General features: G+C 54.5%; 20 protein-coding genes and 1 pseudogene. 7 read left to right on the forward strand and 14 right to left on the reverse strand.

Going from position 1 to position 26,198, the window contains the following annotated elements:
* Positions 1-9: 9 nt before the first annotated feature.
* Positions 10-399, reverse strand: a complete 390-nt coding sequence (locus VI25_RS28485) for a twin-arginine translocase TatA/TatE family subunit (RefSeq protein ID WP_082455514.1) — start codon at positions 397-399, stop codon at positions 10-12.
* Between the two features lie 12 nt (positions 400-411).
* Positions 412-618: a twin-arginine translocase TatA/TatE family subunit gene (locus VI25_RS11450; RefSeq protein WP_410503432.1), complete on the reverse strand. Its 207-nt coding sequence runs from the start codon at positions 616-618 to the stop codon at positions 412-414.
* Between the two features lie 328 nt (positions 619-946).
* Here VI25_RS11450 and VI25_RS11455 point away from each other — a divergent pair, with 328 nt between their 5' ends.
* Positions 947-1,912 (forward strand): GAF domain-containing DNA-binding protein, encoded by a 966-nt coding sequence (locus VI25_RS11455; RefSeq protein WP_052695295.1) that lies wholly within the window; start codon positions 947-949, stop codon positions 1,910-1,912.
* Between the two features lie 268 nt (positions 1,913-2,180).
* Here the strand turns inward: VI25_RS11455 and VI25_RS11465 are convergent, their stop codons facing one another.
* From VI25_RS11465 to VI25_RS11495, 7 genes are all read right to left on the reverse strand, one after another.
* Entirely contained in the window at positions 2,181-3,569 is a 1,389-nt protein-coding gene (locus VI25_RS11465) for a murein hydrolase activator EnvC family protein (RefSeq protein ID WP_072144803.1), read from the reverse strand.
* Positions 3,553-4,317, reverse strand: a complete 765-nt coding sequence (locus VI25_RS11470; RefSeq protein ID WP_082455503.1) for a DUF4292 domain-containing protein — start codon at positions 4,315-4,317, stop codon at positions 3,553-3,555. The genes VI25_RS11465 and VI25_RS11470 overlap by 17 nt, the downstream gene beginning before the upstream one ends.
* The gene (locus tag VI25_RS11475; RefSeq protein ID WP_082455504.1) at positions 4,310-6,127 is read right to left on the reverse strand and encodes a tetratricopeptide repeat protein; all 1,818 of its coding nucleotides are present in this window, start codon (positions 6,125-6,127) and stop codon (positions 4,310-4,312) included. The genes VI25_RS11470 and VI25_RS11475 overlap by 8 nt, the downstream gene beginning before the upstream one ends.
* Positions 6,128-6,239: 112 nt before the next feature.
* Entirely contained in the window at positions 6,240-7,250 is a 1,011-nt protein-coding gene (locus VI25_RS11480) for a sugar phosphate nucleotidyltransferase (RefSeq protein WP_045689027.1), read from the reverse strand.
* Positions 7,251-7,390: 140 nt separating this feature from the next.
* Positions 7,391-7,825 carry a dUTP diphosphatase gene (gene dut, locus VI25_RS11485; RefSeq protein ID WP_045689026.1) on the reverse strand — a complete coding sequence of 145 codons (435 nt, stop codon included), beginning with the start codon at positions 7,823-7,825 and terminating at the stop codon, positions 7,391-7,393.
* Between the two features lie 404 nt (positions 7,826-8,229).
* Positions 8,230-9,729, reverse strand: coding sequence for a lipopolysaccharide biosynthesis protein (locus VI25_RS11490; RefSeq protein WP_055562507.1), 1,500 nt, complete (start codon positions 9,727-9,729; stop codon positions 8,230-8,232).
* Between the two features lie 136 nt (positions 9,730-9,865).
* Positions 9,866-10,654 (reverse strand): enoyl-CoA hydratase/isomerase family protein, encoded by a 789-nt coding sequence (locus VI25_RS11495; protein WP_055562508.1) that lies wholly within the window; start codon positions 10,652-10,654, stop codon positions 9,866-9,868.
* Between the two features lie 200 nt (positions 10,655-10,854).
* Between VI25_RS11495 and mscL the strand changes: the two genes are divergently transcribed.
* From mscL to VI25_RS11510, 3 genes are all read left to right on the forward strand, one after another.
* Positions 10,855-11,340, forward strand: coding sequence for a large conductance mechanosensitive channel protein MscL (gene mscL / locus VI25_RS11500; RefSeq protein ID WP_316934316.1), 486 nt, complete (start codon positions 10,855-10,857; stop codon positions 11,338-11,340).
* Positions 11,341-11,533: 193 nt separating this feature from the next.
* Positions 11,534-12,430: a DUF3078 domain-containing protein gene (locus tag VI25_RS11505; RefSeq protein WP_045687149.1), complete on the forward strand. Its 897-nt coding sequence runs from the start codon at positions 11,534-11,536 to the stop codon at positions 12,428-12,430.
* 107 nt (positions 12,431-12,537) lie between these two features.
* The gene (locus VI25_RS11510; RefSeq protein WP_055562509.1) at positions 12,538-12,993 is read left to right on the forward strand and encodes a hypothetical protein; all 456 of its coding nucleotides are present in this window, start codon (positions 12,538-12,540) and stop codon (positions 12,991-12,993) included.
* Between the two features lie 150 nt (positions 12,994-13,143).
* On the opposite strand, the gene VI25_RS24695 is transcribed toward VI25_RS11510, so the two are convergent.
* From VI25_RS24695 to VI25_RS11535, 5 genes and pseudogenes are all read right to left on the reverse strand, one after another.
* Positions 13,144-13,860, reverse strand: coding sequence for a hypothetical protein (locus tag VI25_RS24695; protein WP_045687146.1), 717 nt, complete (start codon positions 13,858-13,860; stop codon positions 13,144-13,146).
* Positions 13,861-14,060: 200 nt separating this feature from the next.
* Entirely contained in the window at positions 14,061-17,291 is a 3,231-nt protein-coding gene (gene infB, locus VI25_RS11520; protein WP_045687145.1) for a translation initiation factor IF-2, read from the reverse strand.
* A 122-nt stretch (positions 17,292-17,413) separates the two neighbouring features.
* Positions 17,414-18,702, reverse strand: a pseudogene (gene nusA / locus VI25_RS11525) (transcription termination factor NusA).
* Positions 18,703-18,783: 81 nt separating this feature from the next.
* The gene (rimP, locus tag VI25_RS11530) at positions 18,784-19,257 is read right to left on the reverse strand and encodes a ribosome maturation factor RimP (protein ID WP_173664790.1); all 474 of its coding nucleotides are present in this window, start codon (positions 19,255-19,257) and stop codon (positions 18,784-18,786) included.
* A 319-nt stretch (positions 19,258-19,576) separates the two neighbouring features.
* Positions 19,577-23,113 carry a gliding motility-associated C-terminal domain-containing protein gene (locus tag VI25_RS11535; protein ID WP_161806929.1) on the reverse strand — a complete coding sequence of 1,179 codons (3,537 nt, stop codon included), beginning with the start codon at positions 23,111-23,113 and terminating at the stop codon, positions 19,577-19,579.
* A 127-nt stretch (positions 23,114-23,240) separates the two neighbouring features.
* Between VI25_RS11535 and VI25_RS11540 the strand changes: the two genes are divergently transcribed.
* The 3 genes from VI25_RS11540 (at position 23,241) to cysS (ending at position 26,128) form a co-directional block, all read left to right on the forward strand.
* On the forward strand, positions 23,241-23,744 hold the full coding sequence (locus tag VI25_RS11540; protein WP_045689749.1) for a hypothetical protein: 504 nt from the start codon (positions 23,241-23,243) through the stop codon (positions 23,742-23,744).
* On the forward strand, positions 23,708-24,361 hold the full coding sequence (locus VI25_RS11545) for an endonuclease/exonuclease/phosphatase family protein (RefSeq protein WP_052695437.1): 654 nt from the start codon (positions 23,708-23,710) through the stop codon (positions 24,359-24,361). The genes VI25_RS11540 and VI25_RS11545 overlap by 37 nt, the downstream gene beginning before the upstream one ends.
* A gap of 261 nt (positions 24,362-24,622) precedes the next feature.
* Positions 24,623-26,128: a cysteine--tRNA ligase gene (gene cysS / locus VI25_RS11550; RefSeq protein WP_045689748.1), complete on the forward strand. Its 1,506-nt coding sequence runs from the start codon at positions 24,623-24,625 to the stop codon at positions 26,126-26,128.
* Positions 26,129-26,198 lie beyond the last annotated feature (70 nt).

A 26,198-nucleotide genomic window follows, 5' to 3' on the forward strand; every position in this document is an offset into this window, starting at 1 on the left:
AGAAAGATATTAGTTCACTTGGTCAAGGCGAGGGCGTTCTTCCGTGCGTGCGGGCGGAGGCGTAGTAATACCACCATCCATGGGCGGTGCCAAAGGAGCAGCCGCAGGGGCATCCGTTACGGGGTGTGCCGGCTGAATGGGCGCCTCGTACGCGGGCTGTTGGTTGAACTGCTGCTGGTAGGGCTGTTGCTGCTGATAGGGTTGCTGAGGTTGACCAGCGTTTTCTATCTCACTACGAATTTCACGAGAAGCATCTTTGAACTCACGAATGCCCTTGCCAAGGCCACGGGCCAGCTCAGGAATTTTGTTGGCGCCAAAGAAAATCAAAATCACGACCATGATGAGCATAATCTCACCACCACCTAAGTCGCCTAAGAAAAGGAAAAGGGGCGTTTGCATGGTTAACATCAATTAGAGGCGTGGCTGGGTAGGATCATTAGGGTTGATGGGCCGGTCACGAAACTCAGGTTTCTCTTCTTTCGAAGCGTCCTTAAATTCACGAATTCCCTGACCCATACCGCGGAATAGCTCCGGGATGCGCTTGGCCCCAAACAACAGGATAATGGCGAGACCAATGAGAAGAAGTTCGGTGCCGCCAAGACCGCCGATTCCAAGCAAGAGGGTGGCAAAGTTCATAGAGTGGGGAGCCAAAAGGCCAGTTTGGGTGTCAAAGCTAAGTGTACGCAGCTTTGTACGGTTCAGGATTGGTAAAGGTACCTCATAATTTTAAAATCAGTTCCCTGCGGCTAGATACTTTACGTTACCCCTAAGTGCGAGCTTGGATACAATCTAGAAATCCCTTGCCTTCGGCGGGCAAACTTTTGCGTTCAGCGTTTCCTACGGGTAACAACTGCCAATGCTTGCCTAATTTGCTGAGGGTAGCGGCTATACTATTGAATGCGCTACGTTTCGACCTACAGTTTCTAACCTGAACTTTCCCGCGTTAATGCCTGCTAAATTGCGCCCCTCTACTGCTCCCAAGGCTCCCACCCCGTCCGTTTTGCACCCGGAGGATGAGGATAGCCGCTTGGAAGCGTTGCGTGCCTATCAAATTCTCGATACCCCGCCTGAAAAAGCTTTTGATGACCTAGTGCGGCTGGCGGCGTACATCTGCAATACTCCTACATCAGCCGTAACGCTCATTGATGAGGAGCGCCAGTGGTTTAAAGCTAGAATTGGCTTAGACTCTTTACAAAGCACGGCCCGTGAGCACGCTTTCTGCCAGCATGCCATGCTGGCCGAGAACGTGTACGAAGTAGAGGATGCTCAGCTCGATCCTTTATTTCAAGCTAACCCATTAGTTACCGGCGACCCCAATATCCGCTTCTACGCGGGTGCGCCCTTGCTATCACCCGAAGGGCAGCCGCTGGGTACTATCTGCGCCATTGATTCGGTGCCACGCCGCCTCAACGACGCCCAACGCGATGCGTTGCAGGTGCTAGCACGCGAAGTAGTAGCGCACTTGGAACTACGCCGGGCACGAATTCAACTGGAGCAAGAGCAGCGTAAGCTGGAAGGCCTGCTGCAAATGGCTAACGACGCCGCAGAATCTATTTACTCCAGTGGGGGGCAAACGGAGATTTTTATCAAGCAGGACCACAAACTGCTGCGTGTAATTACGGCTGATATTCGGTACGTGGAGGCCCTCGGCGACTACGTGAATATTTATACTGGACGGGAGCGGTACACGGTGTACAGCACCATGAAAGAGCTGGAATCCAAGCTGCCCGTACGCAACTTTGCGCGGGTACACCGCAAATACATCGTGCGCCTCGACCGTATTATCGCCATTGAGTCAGACGCGGTAGTGGTAGAAATGGGCCATAGTTCCGACCAAGCAACTAGCGTAATTCCAGTGCCCATTGGTAGCTCCTACAAAGCTACCCTGCTGAGTCGCTTGAACCTGATTTAATGAACCTTGAAATAGATTGCCTCATGTGTCGGATAGAAAATATAGTGTTCACCGAGGGAATCAGTTAATTCGGCGAATTGCAGTAGCATCAGCCCCAGGCCACTGCTATCTTTCGTCATGTTATCGGGAGTTTCACCCCCAGCTGACAAGCTTTTTCTTGGATGCTCTGGGACGGAAGTACTGGTAGCTAAGTTTGTTTTCATAGCTCAGAAAGACACCGTATGCTGTACGGTGTTTTTTTTTGATCTACCAGAATACGTGAGCAGCCTTACTTATGACCCAGCCAGTTCTCCGGGTTCAAGTTTGAGCTGTTGTGCCAGACCTGAAACTGTACCTCCGAAGTTCCTTCGGCGTCCGTGTATACAGTGCCAATTGGTTGGCGGGCCTTAATCACTTGGCCTTCGGCTACGCTCACGCTGCGCAGCTTGGCGTACACCGTAAAATAGTCACCGTGCTGCACCATTACAATGGTGTTCATGCCAGGAACACTAGCCACCGTCAGTACTTTACCGTCAAACACGGCCCGTACTGGTTCGCCAGCACTCGTTTGAATATCGACGCCTCGGTTTTCTACTACTACATTGTGCAGCACCGGGTGATTGTGGCGGCCAAAGCGCTGAGAAATAAAGCCTTTGCTAACGGGCCACGGTAGCTGGCCCCGGTTGTCGGTGAAGGAGGAGGCTAGTTCTGCCGTTTCCGGCGTCAGGGTAACCCGGTTTACTCGTTCTGCCGCAGCTTCGGCCTCGGCCTCGGCGGCCGCCGTAGGACTCGTACGGCTAGTAGCGCCAGGGCTGCGCGTAGGAGCTGTGGCCGTAGCAGTACGGCTAACCGCCGCTTTTGCGGCCGCCGCCCGACGGGCCGCTAAGCGGGCCGCACGCGCAATTTCTTCGCGTACTCGCTGGGCAATCAAATTATCGAGCCGGGAAACGGCCTGCTGTTTAGCGGCTAACTCTTGCCGTAGACTTTCTTCCTGCTGGCTGAGTTTGGTAACAACCTGATCCTGCTGCGTTTTAAGCGTGATAAGGTTGCGCTTTTCTGACAGCTGGTTGTTAAGAAGGCTGCCTTTTTCCTGTTTCTTTTCCTGTAATCCCGCGAGCTGCTGGCTGAGACGCTGCTGCGTGCTACTGATCTGGGCAGCCTGGGCTTTACGCACTTCCGCGTACTGCTGGATGTAACGCAACCGCAGCATAAACTGGTTGAATGATTCTGAGGCGAACAGAAACATCACCCGATTGTAGCTATTGGCCGTCTTGGAGCCGATGTAAATCAGGCGGGCATACTCAGCTTTTAGTTGCTCCAGGTTTTGGCGTGTTTGCTGCACCTGGCCTTCGGTCTGTACCACATCGGTTTCAATGTAGCGCAGCTCATTGCTGATATTCTTGATAACGCCCTGCTGTACCGTGAGCTTTTCCTTGAGGGCATTGAGCTGACCTACGGAGGCTTCTTTCTGTTTTTGCGTTTGCTCCAGAATGCGGCTAGCTTCCTGAATACGGCGTACCGTGGCGCGCCGCTCACGCTCCAACTGCGCTTTGGTTTTGCGCGTGCCAGTGCTGGTTTTACTCCGAGTAGTACGCTGCTGCGCCACACTAGGCGTACTCAAATGCCCTACTGCTAGTACCACCAGCCACGCCAGCCAATACTTACTTCTTGCGCGCATAGCCTTTCGGTACCGAGAAGGGGAACGACAGGCGCTCTTTATCTAAGTCTACGTTCCGGTAGGTTACAACCACAGTTGCGGGGGCACCTTTTTGGGTGGTTTTGAGAGTAGTAGTATGACCGAACAATTGGTTGCGAGGCTCCAACGGCTGGAAATCAGTGTACTCAATGTTCAATGTATTCTGCGTGGCCTGTTCCTGCACGTTTAATTGCTGCACGCGCTTTTTTGGTAGGTCAATAAGCTGCTGCACCAGAATGCCCTGCTGCTCGTACTGCACGCGTTGCTGGTCGCCTTCTGTGCTCACAGTGGGCTGCACATTGGGCGGACTAGCCGGAAGGTAGTCGCCTAGCAACAGGGCCTGTACTCGCTCAAATGTCACGGGCACATTCAGCAGTTGGCTGAGGTAAGCATAATCTCCAACGTAGTACTGCCGCTGCAAGGGAAACAATACTTTCACCGAGTCGCGAGTGATGTAAGCGCGGAAGCCTTCAATGCCAAGCGAGGCCGACAGCCAAATTACGCTGTCTTTACGAATGCGTACGTTCAGGTTAGCTGCTTGCTGTAGGCCAGGAACATCAATATTAACTTTCCCCTTGGCCTTAAGGTAGCGAAACTCCACGTTGGTGGCTTTCACCGTTTCCGGGGCCTTCGTTGACACGGGGGGCGCGGCCGTGGGGGCTAGCTTACGCTGGCAGCCACTCAGCAACGCAACGGCGCAAAACACGGCCAACGGAAAACGCTTACTCATACAGTTTCTTGTCTTTAATCTTACGGTCGATTAAGGGGGAAGCACCACCCAGCTTCTGGGCGCGCTCCCATTCGGCCTGGGCCTTCTCCTTTTCGCCTAGTTGGTACAGAACGTCGCCATAGTGCTCTACTACGGTGGCGTCGCGGGAGGTTTTTAGGGCTTTTTCGAGTTGCTGGCGGGCACCTGCGTAGTCCTTCATCTTGTATAATACCCAGCCGTACGTGTCGAGGTAGGTATCATTGTCGGGATTCTGCTTCACCAGCTTACCCGACATCTCTTTGGCTTTTTCAAGCTTTTCTCCTCGCAGAGAGAGGTAGTAGCTATAGTTGTTTAGGGCTTGGGCATTGTTGGCGTCGAACACCAATGCCGCATCATACGCGGCGTCCGACTTAGCGTAGTCTTTCAACTCATGATAGGCATCGCCTAGCTGGGTATCGAACTGCGCTTGTAGTTCCGGATTGTCGGTGGCTAGCTTACGACCATACTCCAACGACTTAACTCCCTTTTTCGCGTCCTTGCGCAGAATGTGCGCCACGCCGTTGTAAAACCACAGGGGCGCTTGATTAGGAAAAAGCTCAAGCGCTTGGTCGGTGTGGCGCAGTAAGGAGTCCGTCTGGTTCAGTTCGGCATCAATCAGGACTACCTGCTGCCAAATTTGGAAGCGGGAGTTGTCCAGCCGAATAGCTTTCATATAGTTGGAGCGGGCTTCCGCCTTGTGGTCGGTTACCGTCTGGATGTCGCCTGCAATGGCAAACGCTTTGGCTTCTTTAGGGTGTACCCGGGTGGTTATAGCGGCCAGCTCTAGGGCGGGCTGGGTAAGGGCAGGATTGGGAAGCTGCTTGATGTAATCTACCAGAATCCGCACCTTGTTGTCAACGTCGAGTGCGGGGCTCTCAAACGCGAGCTTGATTTGCTTCTGCGACTCCGTAGGGTTATTCTGCTGGCGGTAAATATCGGCCAGAATCATACGGGCCTGCGGATTTTCTGGCTCTGCTTTCAGCGCCTGCTCCGCTACCCGAATGGCGTCTGGAAAACGGTTGTTAGCCGCATACATTTGTGCTTGTGCCAGCACGTAGCGCACCTCATCGGGGTTGGCCTGCACTAGCTTCTCGCCTTCCTGCAGCGCCTTGTCAAGGTTGTTTTGCTTGAGGTAAATCTGCTGCCGCTTGAAGGATATCTCATCCAGCGGCCCAAACTGTTTTTCGGCCTGATTAAAGGTGCTTAGCGCTTCATTCAGCTTGCCCTGCGTGATGTACAAATCGGCTAAGTTGAAGAGGTAGTAGCCCGAGTCAGGCACGTCGCGAATCAGGGTTGTGTATACCTGGGCCGCTTGGTCGTACTGCTTCTGGCTACCGTAAATCTGGGCTAGCAGCAAATGGTAATAGGCATTCTTTGAGTCGAGCTTTACAGCTGCTTGCGCAAAGTTAGTTGCATCCTGCAAGTTGCCGCTCAGCATGTTGGTTTCGGCAATCTTGTAATTGATGGCCGCGTTAGCTGGGTTTAAGGCATACGCCTTCAGCAGCCGCTCCAATGCCTTGTTGTAATCCTCCAGCAGCAGATACCGAATGCCATCTACGAAAAAGGACTCGCTGATTTCGCGGTCCTTTTCCGATAGTTGACGGCCTTGTGATTGAACAACTTCAATCTCGGCCCGGCGAGCTAGCTCTTTGCGCTCTTTCCGACTAAGCTTTTTTGGCTTGGCTGGGCTCGGCTTGCTGATGGCAGGTGCCGAGGGCTGCCGCTGGGCGTGCCCCGGACTGGCCACTAGTAGGCCGAGCAAGAGCAGAATAAAAGCACTTTTTTGACTCATGAACGCAGCAGCGCGGCCCAGTAGCCGCGGTTGGTAGAAAGCAAGATACAGCCTAACACAACATCAGGGCCACAAGGGCCGCGCTACTGCAACGTCAGGAGAGGCAAAAATATCACACGCGGAGTGTGTTATAATCGCCTAGGCTCAAGTCGTCGGGAGTACCTGCCACGGTGGCGTGGTTGCCAATCATGGAGTTTGTAACGTTGGCATGAAACACGGAGGCCGATTGTTGTACAATGCTATTAGACAGCACCGAACCGCGCACGTTGCTTTGGCTACCCAACGATACGTGTGGTCCTACCACAGAATCAGTAATGATGGCGCCCTCACCGATGTATACTGGCGGAATCAATACGGAATTAGTCACCTTGGCGGATTCGGCTACTAAGTTTTCGCCCCGCTCCTGCAGGTACTCCAGGTAGCGCTGGTTGGTGTACACGGTAGCATCCTTATTGCCGCAGTCGAGCCACTCCGTTACACGGCCAGGTACGAAGGTAGTGCCCTTGTTCTTCATGTTCTCAAGGGCGTTGGTGAGCTGGAACTCGCCTTTGTCCTTGATGTCATTGTCGAGCAGATATTGCAGCTCGTTCTTCAGGTAGTCGCCATTCTTAAAGTAGTAGATGCCGATAATGGCCAGATCCGACACAAACGTCTCGGGCTTTTCCACGAAGTCCGTGATTTGGCCTTCCTCGTTGAGCTTTACTACCCCGAACGGCTTAGGATCATCTACGCGCTGCACCCAGATGGTGCCCTCGGCCGAAGAATCCAGGATGAAATCGGCTTTGAAAAGGGTGTCGGCAAAAGCTACTACTACCGGGCCACTCAGGGCCGACTGAGCGCACAGGATGGCGTGGGCCGTACCTAGGGGCTCGTCTTGGTAGTGAATAGTGCCCTTGGCACCCACTGATTCAGCAATCTTTACTAGGCTCTTCTCTACTTCCGCCCCAAAGCGGCCAATGATGAAAGCTACTTCGTCTACTTGTTCGCCGCAGACTTTGGCAATGTCCTCTACGAGGCGCTGTACGATGGGCTTACCAGCAATAGGAATAAGAGGCTTGGGAACAGTGAGGGTATGCGGGCGCATGCGCTTGCCCATGCCGGCCATCGGAACGATGATTTTCATAGAGGTGAGGGTATTCGGGAGTTAAGAAATTACTTGTACGCAGGAAAGAATGTCTCGTCTGTGGGAGGCGAAGGCCAACTAATTAGCAATGATAACTAGATTTTGGCCACCGAATATTAAGAAAAAAAGAACCAGTTTGACTACTGCTGGCCTGTACTACCATAGCCGCTCGCTCCCCGTGAAGTTTCACTGAGGGTTGACACGGGTTGCCATTGCACCGTTTCGTGTCGCGCAACTACCAGCTGAGCAATTCGTTCCCCATCCTGCACCACGAAATCCTGGTCGGAAAGGTTAACGAGGAGGACTTTGATTTCTCCACGGTAGTCGGCATCGATAGTGCCTGGGCTGTTTACAATACCTATTCCGTGCTTATATGCTAGGCCGCTGCGGGGGCGTACTTGCATTTCGTAACCCACCGGAATTTCTACAAACAAACCAGTAGGTACCAAAGCACGTTGCAGGGGCTTCAACGTAACCGGCTCGGTGAGGTTGGCCCGTACGTCCAGACCAGCCGCGTGGGCAGTTTGGTACTCGGGCAGCGCATGGCGCGACTGGTTGATGACGGGAAGGAGCATAAGCGAAAGAACAGCAGGGAAGTACCCAAAACAAAAGTGAGCAGCCCAGACCGTAGGCCCGGCGGCGGTTGCTCCCAGAAAATATAGAAGCTTGTAACTTGAAAGCGGCAAGCAAGGGTGCCTTGAAAGGCTACCAGCGCACAAAGCAAGTTATTCTCAGGTATAATTCAAGGCTAGTATTGTAATCTGCTGTGCAGCTATATGCGCTAGCTAGGGGGCGTACAGTTGTGTTTAATCAGGCAACAGTTGGGCGCGACAATGGAAAAATCATCAGGAATTAAGAGTGTTTCGCAGCGCCTCAGCTGGCTTTTGTCGGTACCAGTTCTCAGCAGAAAGAAGATAGGGCCTTACTAGCATGTTAGTAAGGCCCTATCTTCAAACGAGGAACTGGAAAAGATTAGTAGTTAGAGAGCTTTCAACCGCCGGCCTTCCACGGCGGCTACTAGCCCCACAAATCCTAGGGTGAGGAGGGCATGGAACCCGTAGCGTCCCCAACCCTCACTAATGGGCGCCCACCAGCTAACTGCTACTACGCCTACTGCAACAAGCAGCCATATGAGCAAGCGCGCTACGGGGTAAGGCACCGGGAAGTGCCGATCTCCTAGCCACCAGCAGATAGCCGCCATCATAAAATAGCAGGCCAAGGTGGCTAAAGCAGACCCCATATAGCCGATTATGGGAATGAGCAGGAAGTTTAGAACGATGGTGAGTACAGCCCCCGCAAAACCTATGTAGGCACCATAGTAGGCTTTGTCGGTGAGCTTGAACCACACCGAAAGATTCCAGTACACTCCCAGAAACAGTTGGGCTAGCAGCAGAACCGGAACTACACTCAAGCCTTCTAAGTACTCGGGCCTTTGCAGAAATACCCGGGCCACTAGCTCCACATTAATGCTTACACCAACGAACAGCATGGCGCAGCACAACGTGAACCATTTGAGCACCAGCGCAAACGTGTGTGGGGAGTTTTTCTCGTTACTTTGAGCAAAAAAGAACGGCTCGGCCGCGTACCTGAAAGCTTGAATCACGAGGTTCATCAGGATGCTAATCTTATAGCACGCCCCATAAATACCAACGGCTGCTAGGTTGCTACGTCCCGGGTAAAAGCCTTCTGGTAGCCACCGCGGCAGCAAAATCCGGTCTAGCGTTTCATTGACCATGCCGGCCAGCCCCATCAGCATAATAGGGTAGGCATACCGCAACAGCGGCCGGAGCGGTTCCAAATTCAGGCGGAACCGCACCGCTAGCAACTCGGGCGCCAGTAGAACGAGCGTGAAGGCACTGGCCGCTAGGTTCGAGAGGAACACGTAGCCTACCCCAATGCTAGGATCGTATAACTGTTCTACTAGAGGCCGTAGGCCAGCCAAGTACTTACCCGCCAAAATATCCGGGCAAAATACAATGAAGAACAGATTCAGGCCCACATTCATCAGAATATTGGCGAAGCGAATAACCGCGAATCGACGGGCCTTATTCTCCAGACGCAACCGGGCAAAGGGAATAGCTGCTACGGCATCTAAACCCAGGATGAAAGCAATCCAGACGGCGTACCGCTCATGGCCCGGCGGCAGGGCCAGCAAGCTCATGAGTGGCCTAGCCAGCAATGCCAAACCAGCCGTGAATAGCGCACTGGTCAGCAGCAGCAGGGTCATTACCCGGTTGTACAACTCTGGTCGGTCGGTGCCGGGGCGGTTAGCAAAGCGGAAGTAGGTAGTTTCCATGCCGTAGGTGAACAGCACGTTCAGAAACGACACGTAGGCGAATAGCCCTGTTACAATACCATACTCAGCGGCTACAAACCTGCTTGTGTAGAGCGGAACCAACAGGGTATTGAGTACCCGGCCCACAATACTGCTGACACCATAAATGGCCGTCTGGGAAGCCAGCCGCTTGGCAATACTCATTCAATACGATGAAAAACTGAAACTGTAAGATGAAAACTCGGCCAAGCACATACTCGGCTCAGAAAGGTGCGCTACCAATGCAAGCCTGCCCACTGAATCCCTAGAAGGTAATGCTGGCTGCCGCGTACGAGTGTTTTTACTTGCCAGTAAATGCAGCGGGGCGCTTCTCTAAGAAAGCGGAAGTGCCTTCCCGGAAGTCTTCCGACGCGAAGCAGCGGGCAAAGGCATTGGCCTCCGTCTGGTAACCATGCCGGTCCTTGTCGAAGTAAGCATTTACGCAGTCGATTACCATGCCCAGGGCAAGGGGCGCTTTCGTGAGGATGCGTGTTAGCAACTGCTCGCAGAAGGGCAGCAACTCGGCCTGAGAAACTACCTGGTTGACTAGGCCCAGGCGCAGTGCCTCCTCTGCTTTTACCTGGTCGGCGGTGAGGAGTAACTCCAAGGCCTTGCTTTTGCCAATGAGCTGCACGAGGCGTTGGGTGCCCCCGTAGCCTGGAATCAGCCCCAAGTTTACTTCTGGTTGCCCGAAGCGGGCGTTATCGGAGGCTACGCGCAGATGGCAAGCCATGGCCAACTCGCAGCCCCCCCCGAGGGCGAAGCCATTTACCGCCGCAATAACGGGCTTGGAGCTTTCCTCAATCATGCAAAATGCCTCCTGCCCGCGCTCAGCCGCCCGGCGCGACGCAATTTCGTCTAGGGCTGCTAGCTCAGAAATGTCGGCACCAGCTACAAAGGCTTTCTCGCCGCTACCAGTAAGAATGATTCCGTGCACTGCCGAGTCGTCCAAGGCTTGCTGCATGGCACCCCGAATTTCTTCGATGGTAGCGCCATTGAGCGCATTGAGCTTGGAAGGACGGTTGATGGTAATCGTAAGGATGCCAGTAGCAGCATTTAGTTCGTAAAGCAGGTTTTCGAAAGAGGCCATGCGAAAAGTAGATAGGGATGGGGCAGTTAGAACGCGGGTAAAGATACTGTAAAAGCCCTGCGGTGGCTGCTGCCTTATCTGGCCGTATGGTAGGCGACCTTATGTAAGAGTGCACCGCGAAAGTGACGGTAGCGCCTTCTTATGTATACCGCATCAGGACTTGCTTGCTGTTGGCAGAAGCACAACGGTAGGACTAGCTGATGAAAACTATATATTTGCCCGTATTGCTGTTGGTTTCCACCGTTAACCTTCTCACTACTATGGGATTTGTGTCAGAGTTTAAAGAGTTTATTTCAAAAGGAAACGTGCTGGATCTGGCCATTGGCGTTATCATTGGCAGTGCGTTCGGAAAGATCGTAACCTCGCTTACGGATGACATCATCATGCCCATTCTGAGTGTATTCACCCAAGGAATTGACTTCAAAGAGAAGTTTTTTGCCCTTAACGGTCAGCAGTATAAGGACCTCAAGGCAGCCCAAGATGCGAAAGCCGCCATCGTTAGCTACGGCAACTTTCTGAACGCCGTCATTTACTTCCTCATCATTGCCTTCGTGATTTTTTGGGTAGTGAAACTAGCTAACCGCTTCAAGCGTCCGCAGGAGGTAATAGCCGTGGCCGATCCGCTCCCTACGAAAGATCAGGCCCTGCTGATGGAAATTCGCGACGCGCTTCGTACCCGGGTGTAGCAGCCGTAATACTGGCAAAGAAAAGCCGGCCTTTGCTCTGGAAGGAGCAAGGACCGGCTTTTCTTTGCGCAAAAATGTAGTTCTGTTGAAAATGAAGAACGTAGTGGGAAGGAGTAGGTGGCCGATTACCCTGATACTAGTATTGTCCACGCCGTGCCTCCTAGCACAAGTGCCCGCTCCAAATCGGGGCCCGGTGCCCGTCTACACATACAAAGTGGCTACTGAGGTCGACACGGCCCGGGGCTGGCATCGTGGGGGCGTAGGCACGCTCAACTTCAGTCAAGTTAGTCTAAGCAATTGGGCTGCTGGTGGGCAAAGTTCCTTATCGTTGCTTGCTCTGGGCAACGTATACGCGCACTTCCGTGGCGCCGACCATACTTTCGACCTAGCAGCAGATATGGTATATGGGCTGCTCAAGCCAGGTAAGGCGCGCATGCGCAAAAACGATGACCGATTGGAGCTAAATGCCCGCTATGGTCGTCAGTTCGCTAATAAGCTTTCGTACACGGCGCAGATGAACCTCAAAACGCAGATCACGCCCACTAAGGCGCTTAACAAGCCAGACTCCCTATTGTCGCGCTTTTTTGCACCGGCTTATATTCTGACTTCCCTGGGGGTTGAATACAAACCCAACGACGACTTCTCTGTGTTTGCATCTCCCATTACCGGGAAGTTCACCATCGTAGCTGACCGCACGCTAGCCGACGCGGGAGCATTTGGAGTAAAAGCTGCCCGCCGTGATACAACGGATGCGCCTATTCGAGGAACTGGGGAGCGGCTGCGCGAAGAGCTGGGCGCGTACCTGAATGCCCGCTACCGCCGCAGCTTGGGGCAAAACATCGTGTACCAAACACGGCTAGAGTTGTTCAGTAACTACTTTCATAATCCTCAGAACGTGGACGTCAACTGGGAAAACCTCATCAACTTCAAGGTCAACAAGCTGATCAGTGCCAGTATCTCTACTAACCTGGTGTATGATGATGACGTACTGGTACCCCTAGACCGAAACGAAGATGGTACTCCCGACGACCGGGGGCGCCGAATTCAATTCAAAGAAACGCTAGGTATTGGCCTGACATACAAGTTCTAGGAAAATTTGAACTAACTTACCCACCTGCCCGTTGCTGGGCAATAACTTCCTGGCCAGGTTGTTGCCACCGGCCTCCTGGCCACCGGATTTTTCTACCTTCTTTCCTCATGATGAAGCTGCTCGTTGTTGCAGTGTTTGCTGCTGCTGGTCTGTTGGCCGCCCCCGCTCATGCCCAATCTACTAGCCCCGAGCGCTCTGAGCAGGCTCGTAAAGCGGATGAGGCTGGGCTGCGCAAAAAGCGGAAGGCTTCCTCGGGTGACATTGCCCGGATGCAGCAACGCATGAGCATGAATCCCGATGAAGCGAAGCGCGACCAGCAGATGGAGATTCTGGAAGCCCGTGCGGGTGGAGGTACTGGCAACACGAGCTTCGGCCGCTCTTCCGGTCCTGCGCGGCAGTACGAGAAGGGCGCCGGTGGTTTCACGGTAAAGAAGTTTAAGGACAACCGCATTGGTACAGCCCGGCAAAAACGTGGTCAGACCCGTGCCGCTGGCTTTGTAGATCCTAAGGGTAAACCGCTAAAGCACAAGAAGAAAAAGCATGGGTTCTTGTTCTTCAAGTAAGTCAGAACTCATACATGCTACGAATAGGAAAAGCCCCAACGTACCGCGTTGGGGCTTTTTCATTGCTGGGTAAGTAGGACGGTACATGCGGAAGCCGGTTGGCTCACTTCATGTTGTGCACGTAGCGGATTGGCTGGTTACCTATGTTGCCTAAAACCTACCTGTAAGGCCTAGCTTGAAATAGCTCATATCATAGCCAAGTTCTGCAAAAGCTCCAATTCGGTTGGTTAGATAATAGCGCCCACCTAGAAAAACACCAGTTTCAAATTTGGTACCGAGTCCTGGATCATATTCAGAAGCAGGCACAGTTTCCAGGTACGTATCTTTGTAGTGTTCGAACCGGGCTCCTATGCTAGCGCCTACGTAGGTATCTAGGTTAGGAACCTGGAGTAGGTCGTAATGATAGGTGCCTCGTATAAGCACAACAATGTTCCGCCAGGAAGCATTGTATTCGGACCCCGGATAGTCGTAGCGGTATCCCTTATACCCAATCAAACCACCAAGACCAATCACGCCGGGGCCTATTCCTTCCAGTACTCCGCGTTCGGCCGAAATACTCATTGCTGGTGTAGCATCCACACTGCGAAAATGGGAACCGTACCCCATCCCTAAGCCAAGGCCCAGGTTTACTACAGTAGTACCCTCGCGAAACAGTCCATCAGTGCTCGTTTGGCTAGATCCGAAGGGAGGGGTAGCATAGGTAGTGGAACTTCCCGAATGTTTGCTCGTGCTGCTACGCGTAGAGGCATTACTAGGCTTCGCCAATATGTTTTGCCCACCGGATCGTAACACAGGAACCTGCCCCTGAGCAGAACTATGAAATAAGGTAACGAAAGGCAGCAGGCAGGTAAGGGCAAGAATCTTCATGCGGAGGGTGTTGCAGGTACAATGGAGTAGTAGCAGTTTAGTCCAAATATTTGCAGGATTAGTGTAGAAAGTGTGCGAAGATAGAAGAATCTGCGGCATCAGAGGAGGCAGTAACCTTTTTCCCTAGTAGCACTACAAAACGACAAAGCCCCAGCCTACTGAAGTAGACTGAGGCTTTTCCTATCGTTGTTGAGCAGCGCTTAGAGCGTCCGCTTTACTTCTTGCTCTTCAAAGCCTTCAATGTTATCGCCTTCGCGCAGGTCATTGAAGCCCTTAATTGAGATACCGCATTCGTACCCTTGGCGTACTTCCGACACATCGTCTTTGTAGCGCTTGAGGTCCTGAATCTCGCCTGAGTGTACCACGATACCATCGCGCACAAGGCGTACCTTGGTTTTGCGAGTGAAGGTACCGTCCGTCACCATACAGCCGGCAATGGTGCCTACCTTGGTGATGTTGAACACCTGACGAATCTCGGCGTTGGCCACTACCACTTCTTTCACCGTTGGAGCAAGCATGCCTTCCATAGCATCCTTCACCTCATTGATGGCGTTGTAAATGATAGAGTAGAGACGGATATCAATCTGCTCTTGCTCGGCCAATTTGCGGGCGCTCTGTGAGGGACGAACCTGGAAGCCGATGATGATAGCATCAGAGGCCGAGGCCAAGAGTACGTCGGATTCAGAAATGGCACCCACGCCTTTGTTGAGGATGTTTACGGCCACTTCTGGCGTGCTCAGCTTCAATAAGGAGTCGGCCAGTGCTTCTACCGAGCCGTCCACGTCACCTTTCACAATCACGTTAAGCTCCTTGAACGAACCGATAGCCAAGCGGCGACCAATCTCGTCGAGGGTAATGTGCTTCTTGGTCCGCAGGCTTTGCTCGCGAGCTAGCTGCTGACGCTGGGTGGCTAGTTCACGGGCTTCACGCTCCGTTTCCATCACCTGAATTTTGTCACCAGCCTGTGGTGCACCAGTCAATCCTAAAACCTGTACCGGAGTAGCCGGGCCAGCTTTCTTCATCTTCTTGCCGCGGTGGTCCGTCATGGCTTTCACACGACCGAAGTGTGGTCCTGCCAGAACAATATCACCAACCTGCATGGTACCCGTTTGTACCAAGATGGTAGTTACGTAGCCACGGCCTTTGTCAAGCGAGGCTTCAATAACTGCTCCTACTGCGCTACGGTCTGGGTTCGCCTTGAGGTCGAGCAATTCGGCTTCCAGCAACACCTTTTCGAGAAGGTCCTCAATACCGAGACCGGTCTTGGCGGATACCTCTTGGCTTTGGTATTTACCACCCCATTCCTCTACCAACACATTGATAGCCGAAAGTTCTTCCCGCACTTTGTCGGGGTTAGCACCAGGCTTGTCAATTTTGTTGAGAGCAATTACGATAGGAACGCCGGCCGCTTGAGCGTGATTGATAGCTTCCTTAGTTTGTGGCATCACCGAGTCATCAGCAGCTACCACGATAATGGCAATGTCAGTAATCTTCGCACCACGGGCACGCATAGCGGTAAACGCTTCGTGACCAGGAGTGTCAAGGAACGTTACCCGCTTGCCTGACTTAGTCATTACATCGTAGGCGCCGATGTGCTGAGTGATACCACCAGCTTCACCTTTGGCTACGCTGGCATTACGGATGTAGTCAAGTAGCGAGGTTTTACCATGGTCGACGTGACCCATGATGGTCACGATGGGAGCCCGTGGCTGAAGGTCTTCTTCGTTATCCTCAATTTCAATAACCGTATCCTCTTCCTCTGCACTTAGGAATTCTACGTCGTAGCCAAATTCATCGGCAATTACCGTAATAGCCTCAGCATCAAGGCGCTGGTTGATGGACACGAACATGCCCATGTTCAAGCACACCTTAATAACCTCGTTTACCGACACGTCCATGAATGAAGCTAGGTCGTTTGCCGAAATAAACTCGGTTACTTTCAGCGTCTTCGAGGCTAGCTCGTTTTGCTGGCGCTGCAAGTCAGCAGCTTCAGCAATGTTGGCGCGCTTATCGCGGCGGTATTTAGCACGGTTAGCTTGCTGACCACCACGGCCACCGCTGAGCTTAGCAAGTGTTGCCTTGATCTGCTCTTGAATCTGCTTTTCGTTCTGCTCAGGCGTAGCTGGGGTAGGAGCCGGACGGTTGCCGCCACCTTGGCCGCCTTGACCGCCAGGACGACGATCCTGCTGACCGGGTCCACCGGGACGGTTGCCACCTTGGCCGCCTTGACCGCCAGGACGACGATCCTGCTGACCGGGTCCGCCGGGACGGTTGCCACCCTGGCCACCTTGATTGCCCTGACCGGTACCTGGTTGGCCCTGACCACCACCCTGCTGACCAGGAGTAGCGGGACCATTCATTGGAATGCGCTGGCGCTTCTTCTTAGAATCGGGGCCGAGGCCACTCTTCCGAACATCAGAGGAAGCAACTGGGCGCGCACCGCGTCCACCACCGCGCCGCGAAGAATCGAGGGGAAGTTCAATCTTACCGAGTACGGTAAGACCTTTTAGCTGGTCGGCTTTTGCTACAATGGTTTTAGCCTCTTCGGTGGCAGCAGGGGCCGGTGTCTCGGCGGCTGGGGTAGCTGGCGCCGAAGTAGCCGGTACTGCGGGTGCAGCCGGAGCGCTAGGCGCTGGCGCAGCCTGTTTGGGGGCTGCTGGAAGAGTTGGGGTAGTTGGCGCTGCCGCAACTGGTGCCGTGCTAGGCGCGGGTGCAGCTGCCTGTTGTGGGGCAGCTGGCGTGGGTTGCGGAGCAGGAGCCGGCTTGGCTACAGGTTGAACCACTGGGCTGGGAGCAGGTGCAGCAGGCTTAGGTGCTTGCTGAACTGGTGCCGGTGGCGGGGTTGGCGCCGGAGCCGCTGGCTTAGCCACCGGCTGCGGAACTGGCGCCGGAGCCGCTGGCTTAGGTGCTTCAGCTACGGGAGCCGGCGCTGGGGGCGCAGGTGCTGCGGGGGCAGGTGTAGGTGCTGCCGGACGCGGCGGCACTGGACGTCCTTTCGCATCCAACTCAATTTTGCCCAGTACTTTCAAGCCAGGAACACGGTTAGTGTCTTCAGCCGGAGCTGCTGGAGCTGCCGCCGCCGGGGTGGGCTGGGGAGTTACAGCCTGTGGGGTTTCAACAGGTTTTGGGGCCGAAACGGGCGTGGCGGGGCTAGCAGCTGCTTTGGGCGCTGCTGGCTCTGCGGGGCGGGGCGGAACTACTTCCTGCTCGTTCTGGCGTTTGGCCTGACTGAGCTTGGTAGCTTCGATTTTATCATTTGCCGACGATTCGAAAGCCTTGTTGAGCAAGGAGACTTGCTCCCCCGTTAGCTTCGTCGTGGGTTTATTTTCGATGATATGCCCTTTACCCGCCAGAAAATCCACAATCGTGGAAAGCCCAACGTTCAGGTCTTTGGCCGCCTGTTGTAGCCGTTTGGTTGCTGCTTCCGCCATTCTATGCTCGCGAACGATACTCTTATCTAGTTGCAAAGGTACTACATTAAATCTTGCCGGGCGGGGTTAAATCACGCCACCCGGCTTGATTTAACGCCCTTGCCGTACCGGCCGCCGCGCACTCATTGCGCGGCGCCGGAATTTTGTTCTTCTACCTGACCCTCTTCGTCATGCTCTTCGAACTCGTTACGGATTACGCGGAACAATTCTTCCACGGTTTCCTCCTCTAGTTCGGTGCGACGAACAAGGTCTTCCTTGTTCACCGCCAGTACGGCGCGGCCAGTGTCAAGGCCAATTTTCTTTAATTCTTCAATTACCCAACCTTCAATTTCATCGGTGAACTCGTCGAGGGCAATATCTTCCTCAAAGTCTTCTGCTTCGCGGAATACGTCAATTTCCATTCCTACCAAGCGAGAAGCCAACTTGATGTTGGCACCACCCCGGCCAATGGCCAATGACACTTGGTCTGGCTTCAGAAACACTGAAACCCGGCCAGTTTGTTCGTTTATCTTCATCGAGCCGATTTTAGCCGGCGACAACGCCCGAGCGATGTAAAGCTCCAGGTTATTGGTGTAGTTGATGATGTCGATATTCTCGTTTTCCAGCTCCCGCACCACCGCGTGAATACGTGAGCCTTTCATGCCTACACAAGCACCTACTGGGTCAATACGGTCGTCGTAGCTTTCTACAGCTACCTTGGCCCGCTCACCAGGCTCCCGCACGATGTTTTTAATCGTGATGAGACCATCATAGATTTCTGGCACTTCCTGCTCCATCAGGCGCTCCAAGAAGGCCGGAGCAGCGCGCGAGATGATGATCTTGGGTGTACCATTGATAACTTCTACACGGTGCACTACCGCACGCACGGTGTCGCCTTTGCGGTAGCGGTCCTTCGGGATTTGCTCGCCTTTGGGCAGTACCAACTCGTTTTCGTCCTTATCAAGAATAAGGGCTTCACGGCTCCATACCTGGTAAACTTCGCCTACTACTACTTCACCTACCTGGTCTTTGTAGGTTGGTAGAGGTTGTCGCGCTCCAGGTCCTTCACGCGCTGAATCAGCGTCTGACGGGCCATGAGCACGGCACGGCGGCCGAAATCTTCCAGCTTTACTTCCTCAGCCACCTGCTCGCCTACTTCGTAGTCGGGCTCAATTTTTTGGGCTTCGGCCAGCGGAATTTTGTCGTGGTCCCAAATATCCTCCGAGTTATCGTCTACAATTTCGCGGTTGCGGTAGATTTCCAAGTCGCCCTTATCCACGTTGATAATGACGTCGAAGTTGGCGTCATCGGTGTATCTCTTGCGGATCATGGTGCGGAACACTTCCTCCAAGATGCTCATCATCGTGGGGCGGTCAATGTTCTTGGACCGGGCGAATTCGGCAAACGATTCAATAAGCACGTTGCTGTTCATGGAATCATTGGTTTTGCTAGTTACTCTAATAGCGTTGCGGGCCCGGTAGCGGATGGGGCTGCGGGTCCGCAGCGGGTTATGTTATTTAAAGGAGATGACTACGCGCGCTTCCTGAATTTCCGAGTAGGGAATAAAGGCGGCGGGTAGCGTCTTTTTCTTGTTCTTTTCCTTCACCACTTCTGCTAGCTGAATGCCTTCTGCTTCGGTGGCTTCCAGAGCGCCAGTTTTCTCAGTGCCGTCCTGTAGCTTAAGCGCCAAGGACCGACCAACGTGACGGGTGTACTGCCGCGGGTCGCGCAAGGGCTGGTGAGCACCGGGGGAAGTTACCTCCAGCGTGTAGCTGGCGTCTTCACCATACACTTCGTCGACCCGGCGGGCCAGACGGCGGCTAACTTGAGCGCACTCGTCAATGCCCAGCGCCTGCTCACTGTCGAGAGTAACAGTTACTTTGGGCCGAATGGCGTCAGATACGGTTAGGTCTACTACAAACAAGCTGCCGTCAGTAGGCAGACTTTCTTGCAGCAGTTCAGCGAGATGGGCGCGGTCGAGTTTCATACAAGCGATGGGCGGGGTGGCAAAAGAAAGAGGGGACTATCCGTCCCCTCTGTTCGTGTCTTTCGTTTGCTAGTGCAAAGATAGCACAAATACCCGGCGAATCCAAAGGGGCTATGGCTTGGGGCCTAGCGAGGCTGCCTTATACCCGAAAAGGCAGTAGCATCACCGCTGGAAGTCCAGTTCACAAGGCAGGTAGTATAGTAGCGGCTCCCTACCTATAGGGTACTACTATACTATATCTTCCAACAGAAATACTCTGCGCGGGAGTTCCGTTCTCTATCTACTCATGTAAGATGACGCTAGAGCAGAGGGTGGCGCCTTACCGCTTTACCTGAACCCAGCCTTTCACTTCGCGGCCTTCCGCGTCGCGCAGGTGGTAGTAATAGAGGCCGTCAGCTAGATTGTTGCCGCGCCAGTCGTTGCGATAATTAGCGGTTTCGTACACCTTATTGCCCCACCGAGTAAAGACTCGTAGAGTGGCAGGCTGACAGCTGAAGCGCGGGATAAAAGTGTCATTTTTGATATCATCGTCGCCAGGCGTGATGATGTTGGGAACGAACACGTCGCCTACTATTACCGGGGCGAAGCCGGTTTCCACACTACAGTTGGCATAGCGAGCCGTCAGCTTTACATTATATGTGCCGGCGCTGACGTACTGGTGCGTTGGGGATGCTTCCGTGGAAAGGGGGCTACCGTCGCCAAAGTCCCAAGTGTAGGTGCCACCCGCCAGCACAGGCTGAAAGGAGCACGTGAACGGGGCTAAGCCTGTGTATTGTGGCGCCGCTGTACACTCGGGTACGTTCAGAGGAAAATTAACAGTAGGAGAAGGGGCTAGTACTACTCGCCTTGTATCAGAGTTTACGCAGCCACCTATATTATAAGAGTAGGTAAGCGTATAGATGCCGCCCTTCAGGTCGGTGTTGGGTGGGGTATACAGGCCCGTTGGAGTTACCCCGGTGCCGCTCCAGGTGCCACCAGCGGGCTCCATTCCCTGTAATTGTACGGCTTGCGTTTCATAAGCACAGAGCACAAGGTCGGGGCCCGCCTCTACCCGTGGGAGTTCCCGGACGGTTACTTGGTAGGTTCCGGTAGCGCATCCCAGCGTATCAGCCAGGGAGTAGGTGAGGGTGTGGGTACCCAGCCCAGCCTGCGCGGGATTGAACGTAGTGCCCGACATGCCCGGCCCGCTCCAGGTGCCCCCGGCTGGCGTTGCCTGCATCGTTACGGTATTGCCATTGCGGCATAGTACCGGAACAGGCGTGATAGTAACGGGCTGGGTAGCCATAACCGTGATGCGCAGCGGTTTGGTGCTCACGCAAATGCCCGTAGCTGCCACTGAGTATGTGAGGGTGTTTCGGCCAATGAGGGATTCGGAGGGGGTGAAGCAGTAGCCGCCACCCGCAATGGCCGTTACCCCGGGGCCCGCCCAAGTGCCGCCCGCGGGGCTACCACCTAGGGTAATAGGTCCGTCGCTGGAGCACACGTAGCGTGAAGGTCCGGGGTCAGCAATAACTACCCCAAAATCAATCTTGAAAGCGGCGTTGTTGCAGTTGGTGCTTCCATTACGGGTAGTGTAGTAGTTGGCGCCGGGTGGGATGGGGAACCCTTGGTCGCCGCCACAACCGCCGCATACGGCTTGGTACACCATGCCGCGCTTGTCGAAACGGGAGGTACCCCCGTCCACGTGCTCTCCCGAGCGGCCACCGCTTTGCCCGTAGAACGTACCGTATTCCAAGCTGCCCATGCCGGGCGTAAACTCAGCTAGATAGAAGTCGGACCCGTCGGTGCGGGACTGAACCGCATCGGACGTAACGGGTAGGCCAGCAGTAGAACTGCCAAGGGTGCCGATACCGTACCCATCGTTGATGGAACCACCCCAGCCGCAAATGTAAATTCGCTCACAGTCGTCTACCAGAAAGGCTGTGGGGGTAATATCATAGGAAAGGCGCCCCGTACCTACCACCGTTGAGTACACGGTTTGATTTAGGGTAGCATTGAGCTTATGAATAAACTGGTGGCTACCGGCATTCTGGTAGCGCCCACTAGTCACAGGGTAGTTGCCGGAACTCTGCCCAAACAAGTAGGCATTATCGGAGGCGTCTAGCTGCACAAAATAGGCTTGGTCGTTGCCGGTAGTGCCCACATAGGTAGCCTGCTGAATACTAGTGCCAGCCGGCGCAATGCGGGCTACAAAGCCGTTGACACCCGCGGGAGCCGTGGTCAGCAATGCACCGGCCGTGACGGGGAAATTCGTGCTGTTCGTACCGCCAGCTACCACCACCGACCGGCCCGCACCCAGCTGAATGGAGTACACGGCATCGTAGCTGCTGCCTCCTAAAAAGTTACTCCAGATGAGTGTGCTCAGGTTAGCGGAAAGCTTACACACCACACCATCAGCAATACCATTAAAACTAGAGTCGAAGCCATTCCGAACCGGGAAGTTGTTGCTCATGGTAGTGGAGGCCAGATACACATTATTGTCGGAGTCAGTGATGATGTCACCCCGAAACTGGTCGCCGTAATTGTTAACTAAGGGGGACGTCAGATTGGCGTTCAGATTCAGGTTCAGGCCATCGTTGCCAGACCCCCCTAAGTAAGTAGAAGCTATTAGTGCGCTTCCATTGGCGTTTAGGGTAGTTACTACCAAATCGGACCCAAGTGGGTACTGAATGTAGCGCGAGTCGTTTTCCTGGAGCGGATCTGAGAAAGAGCCGCCGTTGAATGTGCGCGAAAAGGCCGCACTAGTTACGGGGTAGTTTGTAGAACCCGTAGTTCCTAGAATGACCAGCTCGTCGCGGCTGTTGACCACCATGCTCTGCGGCACATCAACCGAGTTGCCGCCGACGTAAGTGGCATACATACGGGAGGCGCTACCCGAAACAGAGGTGCGGTACTTGATGATGGCCATGTCGCCAACGCCGGCGAAGGTAGTGCGAATGGCTCCGGTAGAAGTTGGAAAGCCGGGCGCAAATGCCACGCCCGCCGAGTACATATTGCCTGCCGCGTCATACGTAGCCGTGAAGCCCCAGTTGTCGCCGGTGGCACCCGTAAACGAGGAGAAAATGACGGTGGGGTCAATGAGCAGGGGCAGCTTACGGTCGTAGCGCCCCAGGCGGAAACTCAGAACTGTACCCGACAACTCAAAGCTGCACGGCACGGATACCCGCTCCCCATTGGGGCGAATTTGCCAGGCGCGCGGGGCTTGCTCGGTAACGTCGCCCACGCTGGTATGAATCAATAGGCTACCTTCTGGCGTGAGGCGTACGTTTTCGGCGCCCGAGTAGCGAAGTCGAATAGCCTCCGGGCGGGCACCGGCGCGCACAGCAAAGTCGTATTCTAGCTGATGAGTGGCATTCTCGTAGAGGTGCACATCTACGCCGGGGTACACTTCCTGATACCGTGCGCCCCGAAAGCCGCGCACCTGACTAGCCCAGTGCGTCGGGTCATTGCCCTGGAAGTAGTTGCGTACTTCGGCGGTTGCTTCTTCCCCCCGCACGTGGGCTTTGGCGTTGCCTCCCTCAAACGTAACCCGGTAAGCGTGCATGCGCAGGCTGCCGTCTATGGGTCCTTTGGCGGCAGTAGCCTTGCCGTGCTCATGGTCGTGGTAGGCACGTAGGGCTTGCGGGTCGGCGAAGGTATAAGTAAAGCCGGTGCTAGCCAGAAACAAACGGCCGGCCGGTAGGCTGGCTGCAAAGCGAGTGGAGGCGTCCCACTGGCCTTTGTTCTCTACAAATTCGAGACTAGTAGTAGGTGTTGGCGCTACGGCTGCGTGCGGTTTTGCTAGCACCCCCATCGGCACTATCACAGTAGCCAGAAGCGCGGGTAGGATATAAGACCGAAGGGTAGAAAGATACATAGCGGACGGTTGGATAAAAGCTCTGAAATATACAACGAAAATAAGGCTACATACGTAGCGAGCCAGCTCGCTTCCACGGAACGCATACCTTTGTCTATTGATCCTGTCTCCCGGAAAATAGTTGCCTGTGCGTCGTTCGTTTGCCTTCAAGTGCACTTTACTGGTGATTGGGTGGGTATTGCTAGCCATTGGCTGCGCTCAAGTGCCCGGCTACACGTTTTGGCCGGCTGCGTTTGGGGCGCTCACGCTACCCCTCGCACTAGCCCTCAACCTGTTGCTACTACTGTACTGGCTACTGCGAAATAGGCGGGTGGCTTTGCTGCCGCTAGCCGTAGCCGTGCTAACGTGGCCCCATTTCCAGCGTGGGCTAGCCATTCATCCATTCGGGGGTGGTAGTGCCGCAGAGCACCCGGGGCAGCTAGTGCGAGTACTGTCCTCCAATGTGCGCATCTTCAATGTGTACCCCCAGTTGCGCGATGCGGAGCTAAATTCCTCCCGTGAGATGGTACGCTTCCTGGCCGAAAACCCCGCCGACATTCTTTGCTTGCAGGAATTTTATAACGAGCCCGCGGCACCCGCAGCCGCGACGGAAACGTGTTTCGCACCGAAGACAAGCTCGGGCGTCAGGTAGGACGGCAGGCGTTCATTTCCAAAACACTGACCAATAGCGCCGGGGCCGAGTTTGGCATGGCTATTTTCTCTCGTTTTCCCATTGTTGGGCGGGGCACCATCCAGTTCGGCAAGCTCACGCAAAACCACGCCATGTGGGCCGATCTGCGCCTTCCCTCCAAGGATACCATTCGCATCTACAACTTCCACCTCCAAAGCATGAGTATGGAGGAGCAGGATATTGTAGACAGCTACTCTAGTAAGGCTGGCCTGAAGAAAAAGGGCCTCGGCTTACTCCGTCGGTTCAAGCGGGGCTTGGTAGCTCGCAACGCGCAGGTTGATACTCTCACCCAGCGCTTCGAGCGGTGCCGCTACCCCATTCTGCTCTGTGCCGACCTCAATGATGTGCCCTATAGCTACAGCTACGATCAGTTGGCCGACCACTTCCAGAATGCTTGGGCTACCGTGGGTACGGGCGTGGGTGCTACCTACAACGGCCGCCTCCCCTTTGTGCGCATTGATAACCAGTTTGCCGGGCCGCGCTTCACCATCGAGGACTTTCAGATCCACCATGAGATTCCGTATTCAGACCACTTCCCCACCTTGGCCACCTACCGCCTGAAACCGCAGCGCGAGTAAGGAAATCATAAGTACCAACCGGTTGATTTATTACTAGCAGCTGCGCATGATGTACTGGTAAGTGAACTTTATAGACTACTCTCCAGTGCTTTTGTGCCGATTAACTGGGCTTTTGTACTTCGTTGCGTAAAATTCGGGCCAAGTCGTAGCCGAAACGCAGATTTTCTTGTTGATGAGGCTCGGATCATTCGCGGAGCAACTGGGTTATAAAATCTGTGTACTGCCTGCAAGACGCCGTAATCCGTCATACTTTTGTTTCCTATGCAGCACCCCCTCTCGCTTTACAATACCCTTACCCGTAGCAAAGCTCCGTTCCAACCCCTCCATGCTCCCTTCGTAGGGGTCTACTTGTGCGGTCCCACGGTTTACAATGAGGCCCACATTGGCAATGCCCGCGGGCCGGTGGTATTTGATGTGCTGACGCGTTACTTGCGCCATTTGGGCTACACTGTGCGCTATGTGCGCAACATCACCGACGTAGGGCACTTGGAAGGCGACACCGACGAAGGCGACGACAAGATTGGTAAAATTGCCCGGGCTCGGCAGGTAGAGCCCATGCAGGTAGCCGAAGGATATGCCAATCTCTACCACCGCCACATGGAGGTGCTGGGTTGCTTGCCGCCCGATATTGAGCCCCGCGCGAGCGGCCACATTACCGAGCAGGTAGAGATGATTCAGCAAATCATCGACAACGGGTTCGGCTACGAGTCGAATGGGTCGGTATATTTTGATGTGCCTGCTTACAATGCCGCCGGCCGCCACTACGGCAAACTCTCCAACCGCGTGGTGGAAGAGCTACTGGCTGGCTCCCGCGACAACCTGGCCGGGCAAGAAGAGAAGCGCAGCCCCCTGGATTTTGCCCTGTGGAAAAAGGCCGATGAGCGCCACCTCATGCGCTGGCCTTCACCTTGGAGTGATGGGTTTCCTGGCTGGCACCTGGAGTGCTCCGCTATGAGCCGCAAGTACCTCGGCACTGAGTTCGATATTCACGGCGGCGGGCTCGACCTTATGTTCCCGCACCACGAGTGCGAAATTGCCCAGAGCCAAGCCTGCAACCATCCTACCAACGAGGCGCAGGTATGGATGCACAACAACATGATTACGGTGAATGGGCAGAAGATGAGCAAGTCGCTCGGCAACTTCATCACCATCAGTCAGCTATTTGAGGGCTCCAATACCACGTTGGCCCAGCCCTACTCCCCTATGACGGCGCGCTTCTTCCTACTGCAAGCGCACTACCGCAGCACCGTGGATATTACGGATGAAGGCTTGCAAGCTGCCCGCAAGGGGTACCGCAAGCTAATGAACGGCCTGCGCCTCCTGGAGAAACTGGTGCTGCCTGCGGACGTAGAGCGCGCTCCCGATACGGAAAAGGGCGATGCTGAACTGCGCAAGCTAGTAGCCGATTGCTATACGGGCCTCAACGATGACCTGAACACGGCCCGCGCCATTGCCAGCCTCTTCAACCTCTTGCGCAAGCTCAACGGGTTTGCGGCCAACCTGGCTACCTTGGCTACAGTAAGCGCCGTGGCCGTGGAAGAAGCTACTACGGCCTACCACACGCTGGTTGTTGACGTGCTGGGCCTAGTAGATGAGCCCCGCGCCAATACGGAGGACTTGCTGCGCCTTACCCTAGAGTTCTACCAAGAAGCCAAGGCCACCAAAGCTTACGACAAAGTAGATCAGATTCGGGCGGCGCTTAAGGCGCAAGGTATTGTGGTAAAGGACACCAAAGCCGGCGTCGATTGGGCCTATAGCGAAGAGTAAAGCCAAGGCGCGAGCAGTGAGCTTGCGCCTTGGTTGCCGGCCCCACACAATGGCCCGCGTGTTGTATCTA

It is taken from the genome of Hymenobacter sp. AT01-02 (assembly GCF_000961955.2).
Lineage (GTDB): Bacteria > Bacteroidota > Bacteroidia > Cytophagales > Hymenobacteraceae > Hymenobacter > Hymenobacter mucosus.

What these genes read in the sequence shown, in the direction of transcription:
- VI25_RS11470 (WP_082455503.1), bottom strand. Translation starts at nt 4,317, where the DNA reads ATGAGTAAGCGTTTTCCGTTGGCCGTGTTTTGCGCCGTTGCGTTGCTG.
- VI25_RS11535 (WP_161806929.1), bottom strand. Translation starts at nt 23,113, where the DNA reads ATGTATCTTTCTACCCTTCGGTCTTATATCCTACCCGCGCTTCTGGCT.
- VI25_RS11510 (WP_055562509.1), top strand. Translation starts at nt 12,538, where the DNA reads ATGATGAAGCTGCTCGTTGTTGCAGTGTTTGCTGCTGCTGGTCTGTTG.
- rimP (WP_173664790.1), bottom strand. Translation starts at nt 19,257, where the DNA reads ATGAAACTCGACCGCGCCCATCTCGCTGAACTGCTGCAAGAAAGTCTG.
- VI25_RS11480 (WP_045689027.1), bottom strand. Translation starts at nt 7,250, where the DNA reads ATGAAAATCATCGTTCCGATGGCCGGCATGGGCAAGCGCATGCGCCCG.
- VI25_RS11490 (WP_055562507.1), bottom strand. Translation starts at nt 9,729, where the DNA reads ATGAGTATTGCCAAGCGGCTGGCTTCCCAGACGGCCATTTATGGTGTC.
- mscL (WP_316934316.1), top strand. Translation starts at nt 10,855, where the DNA reads ATGAAAACTATATATTTGCCCGTATTGCTGTTGGTTTCCACCGTTAAC.
- dut (WP_045689026.1), bottom strand. Translation starts at nt 7,825, where the DNA reads ATGCTCCTTCCCGTCATCAACCAGTCGCGCCATGCGCTGCCCGAGTAC.
- VI25_RS11495 (WP_055562508.1), bottom strand. Translation starts at nt 10,654, where the DNA reads ATGGCCTCTTTCGAAAACCTGCTTTACGAACTAAATGCTGCTACTGGC.
- VI25_RS11475 (WP_082455504.1), bottom strand. Translation starts at nt 6,127, where the DNA reads ATGAGTCAAAAAAGTGCTTTTATTCTGCTCTTGCTCGGCCTACTAGTG.
- VI25_RS24695 (WP_045687146.1), bottom strand. Translation starts at nt 13,860, where the DNA reads ATGAAGATTCTTGCCCTTACCTGCCTGCTGCCTTTCGTTACCTTATTT.
- infB (WP_045687145.1), bottom strand. Translation starts at nt 17,291, where the DNA reads ATGGCGGAAGCAGCAACCAAACGGCTACAACAGGCGGCCAAAGACCTG.
- VI25_RS28485 (WP_082455514.1), bottom strand. Translation starts at nt 399, where the DNA reads ATGCAAACGCCCCTTTTCCTTTTCTTAGGCGACTTAGGTGGTGGTGAG.
- VI25_RS11455 (WP_052695295.1), top strand. Translation starts at nt 947, where the DNA reads ATGCCTGCTAAATTGCGCCCCTCTACTGCTCCCAAGGCTCCCACCCCG.
- cysS (WP_045689748.1), top strand. Translation starts at nt 24,623, where the DNA reads ATGCAGCACCCCCTCTCGCTTTACAATACCCTTACCCGTAGCAAAGCT.
- VI25_RS11465 (WP_072144803.1), bottom strand. Translation starts at nt 3,569, where the DNA reads ATGCGCGCAAGAAGTAAGTATTGGCTGGCGTGGCTGGTGGTACTAGCA.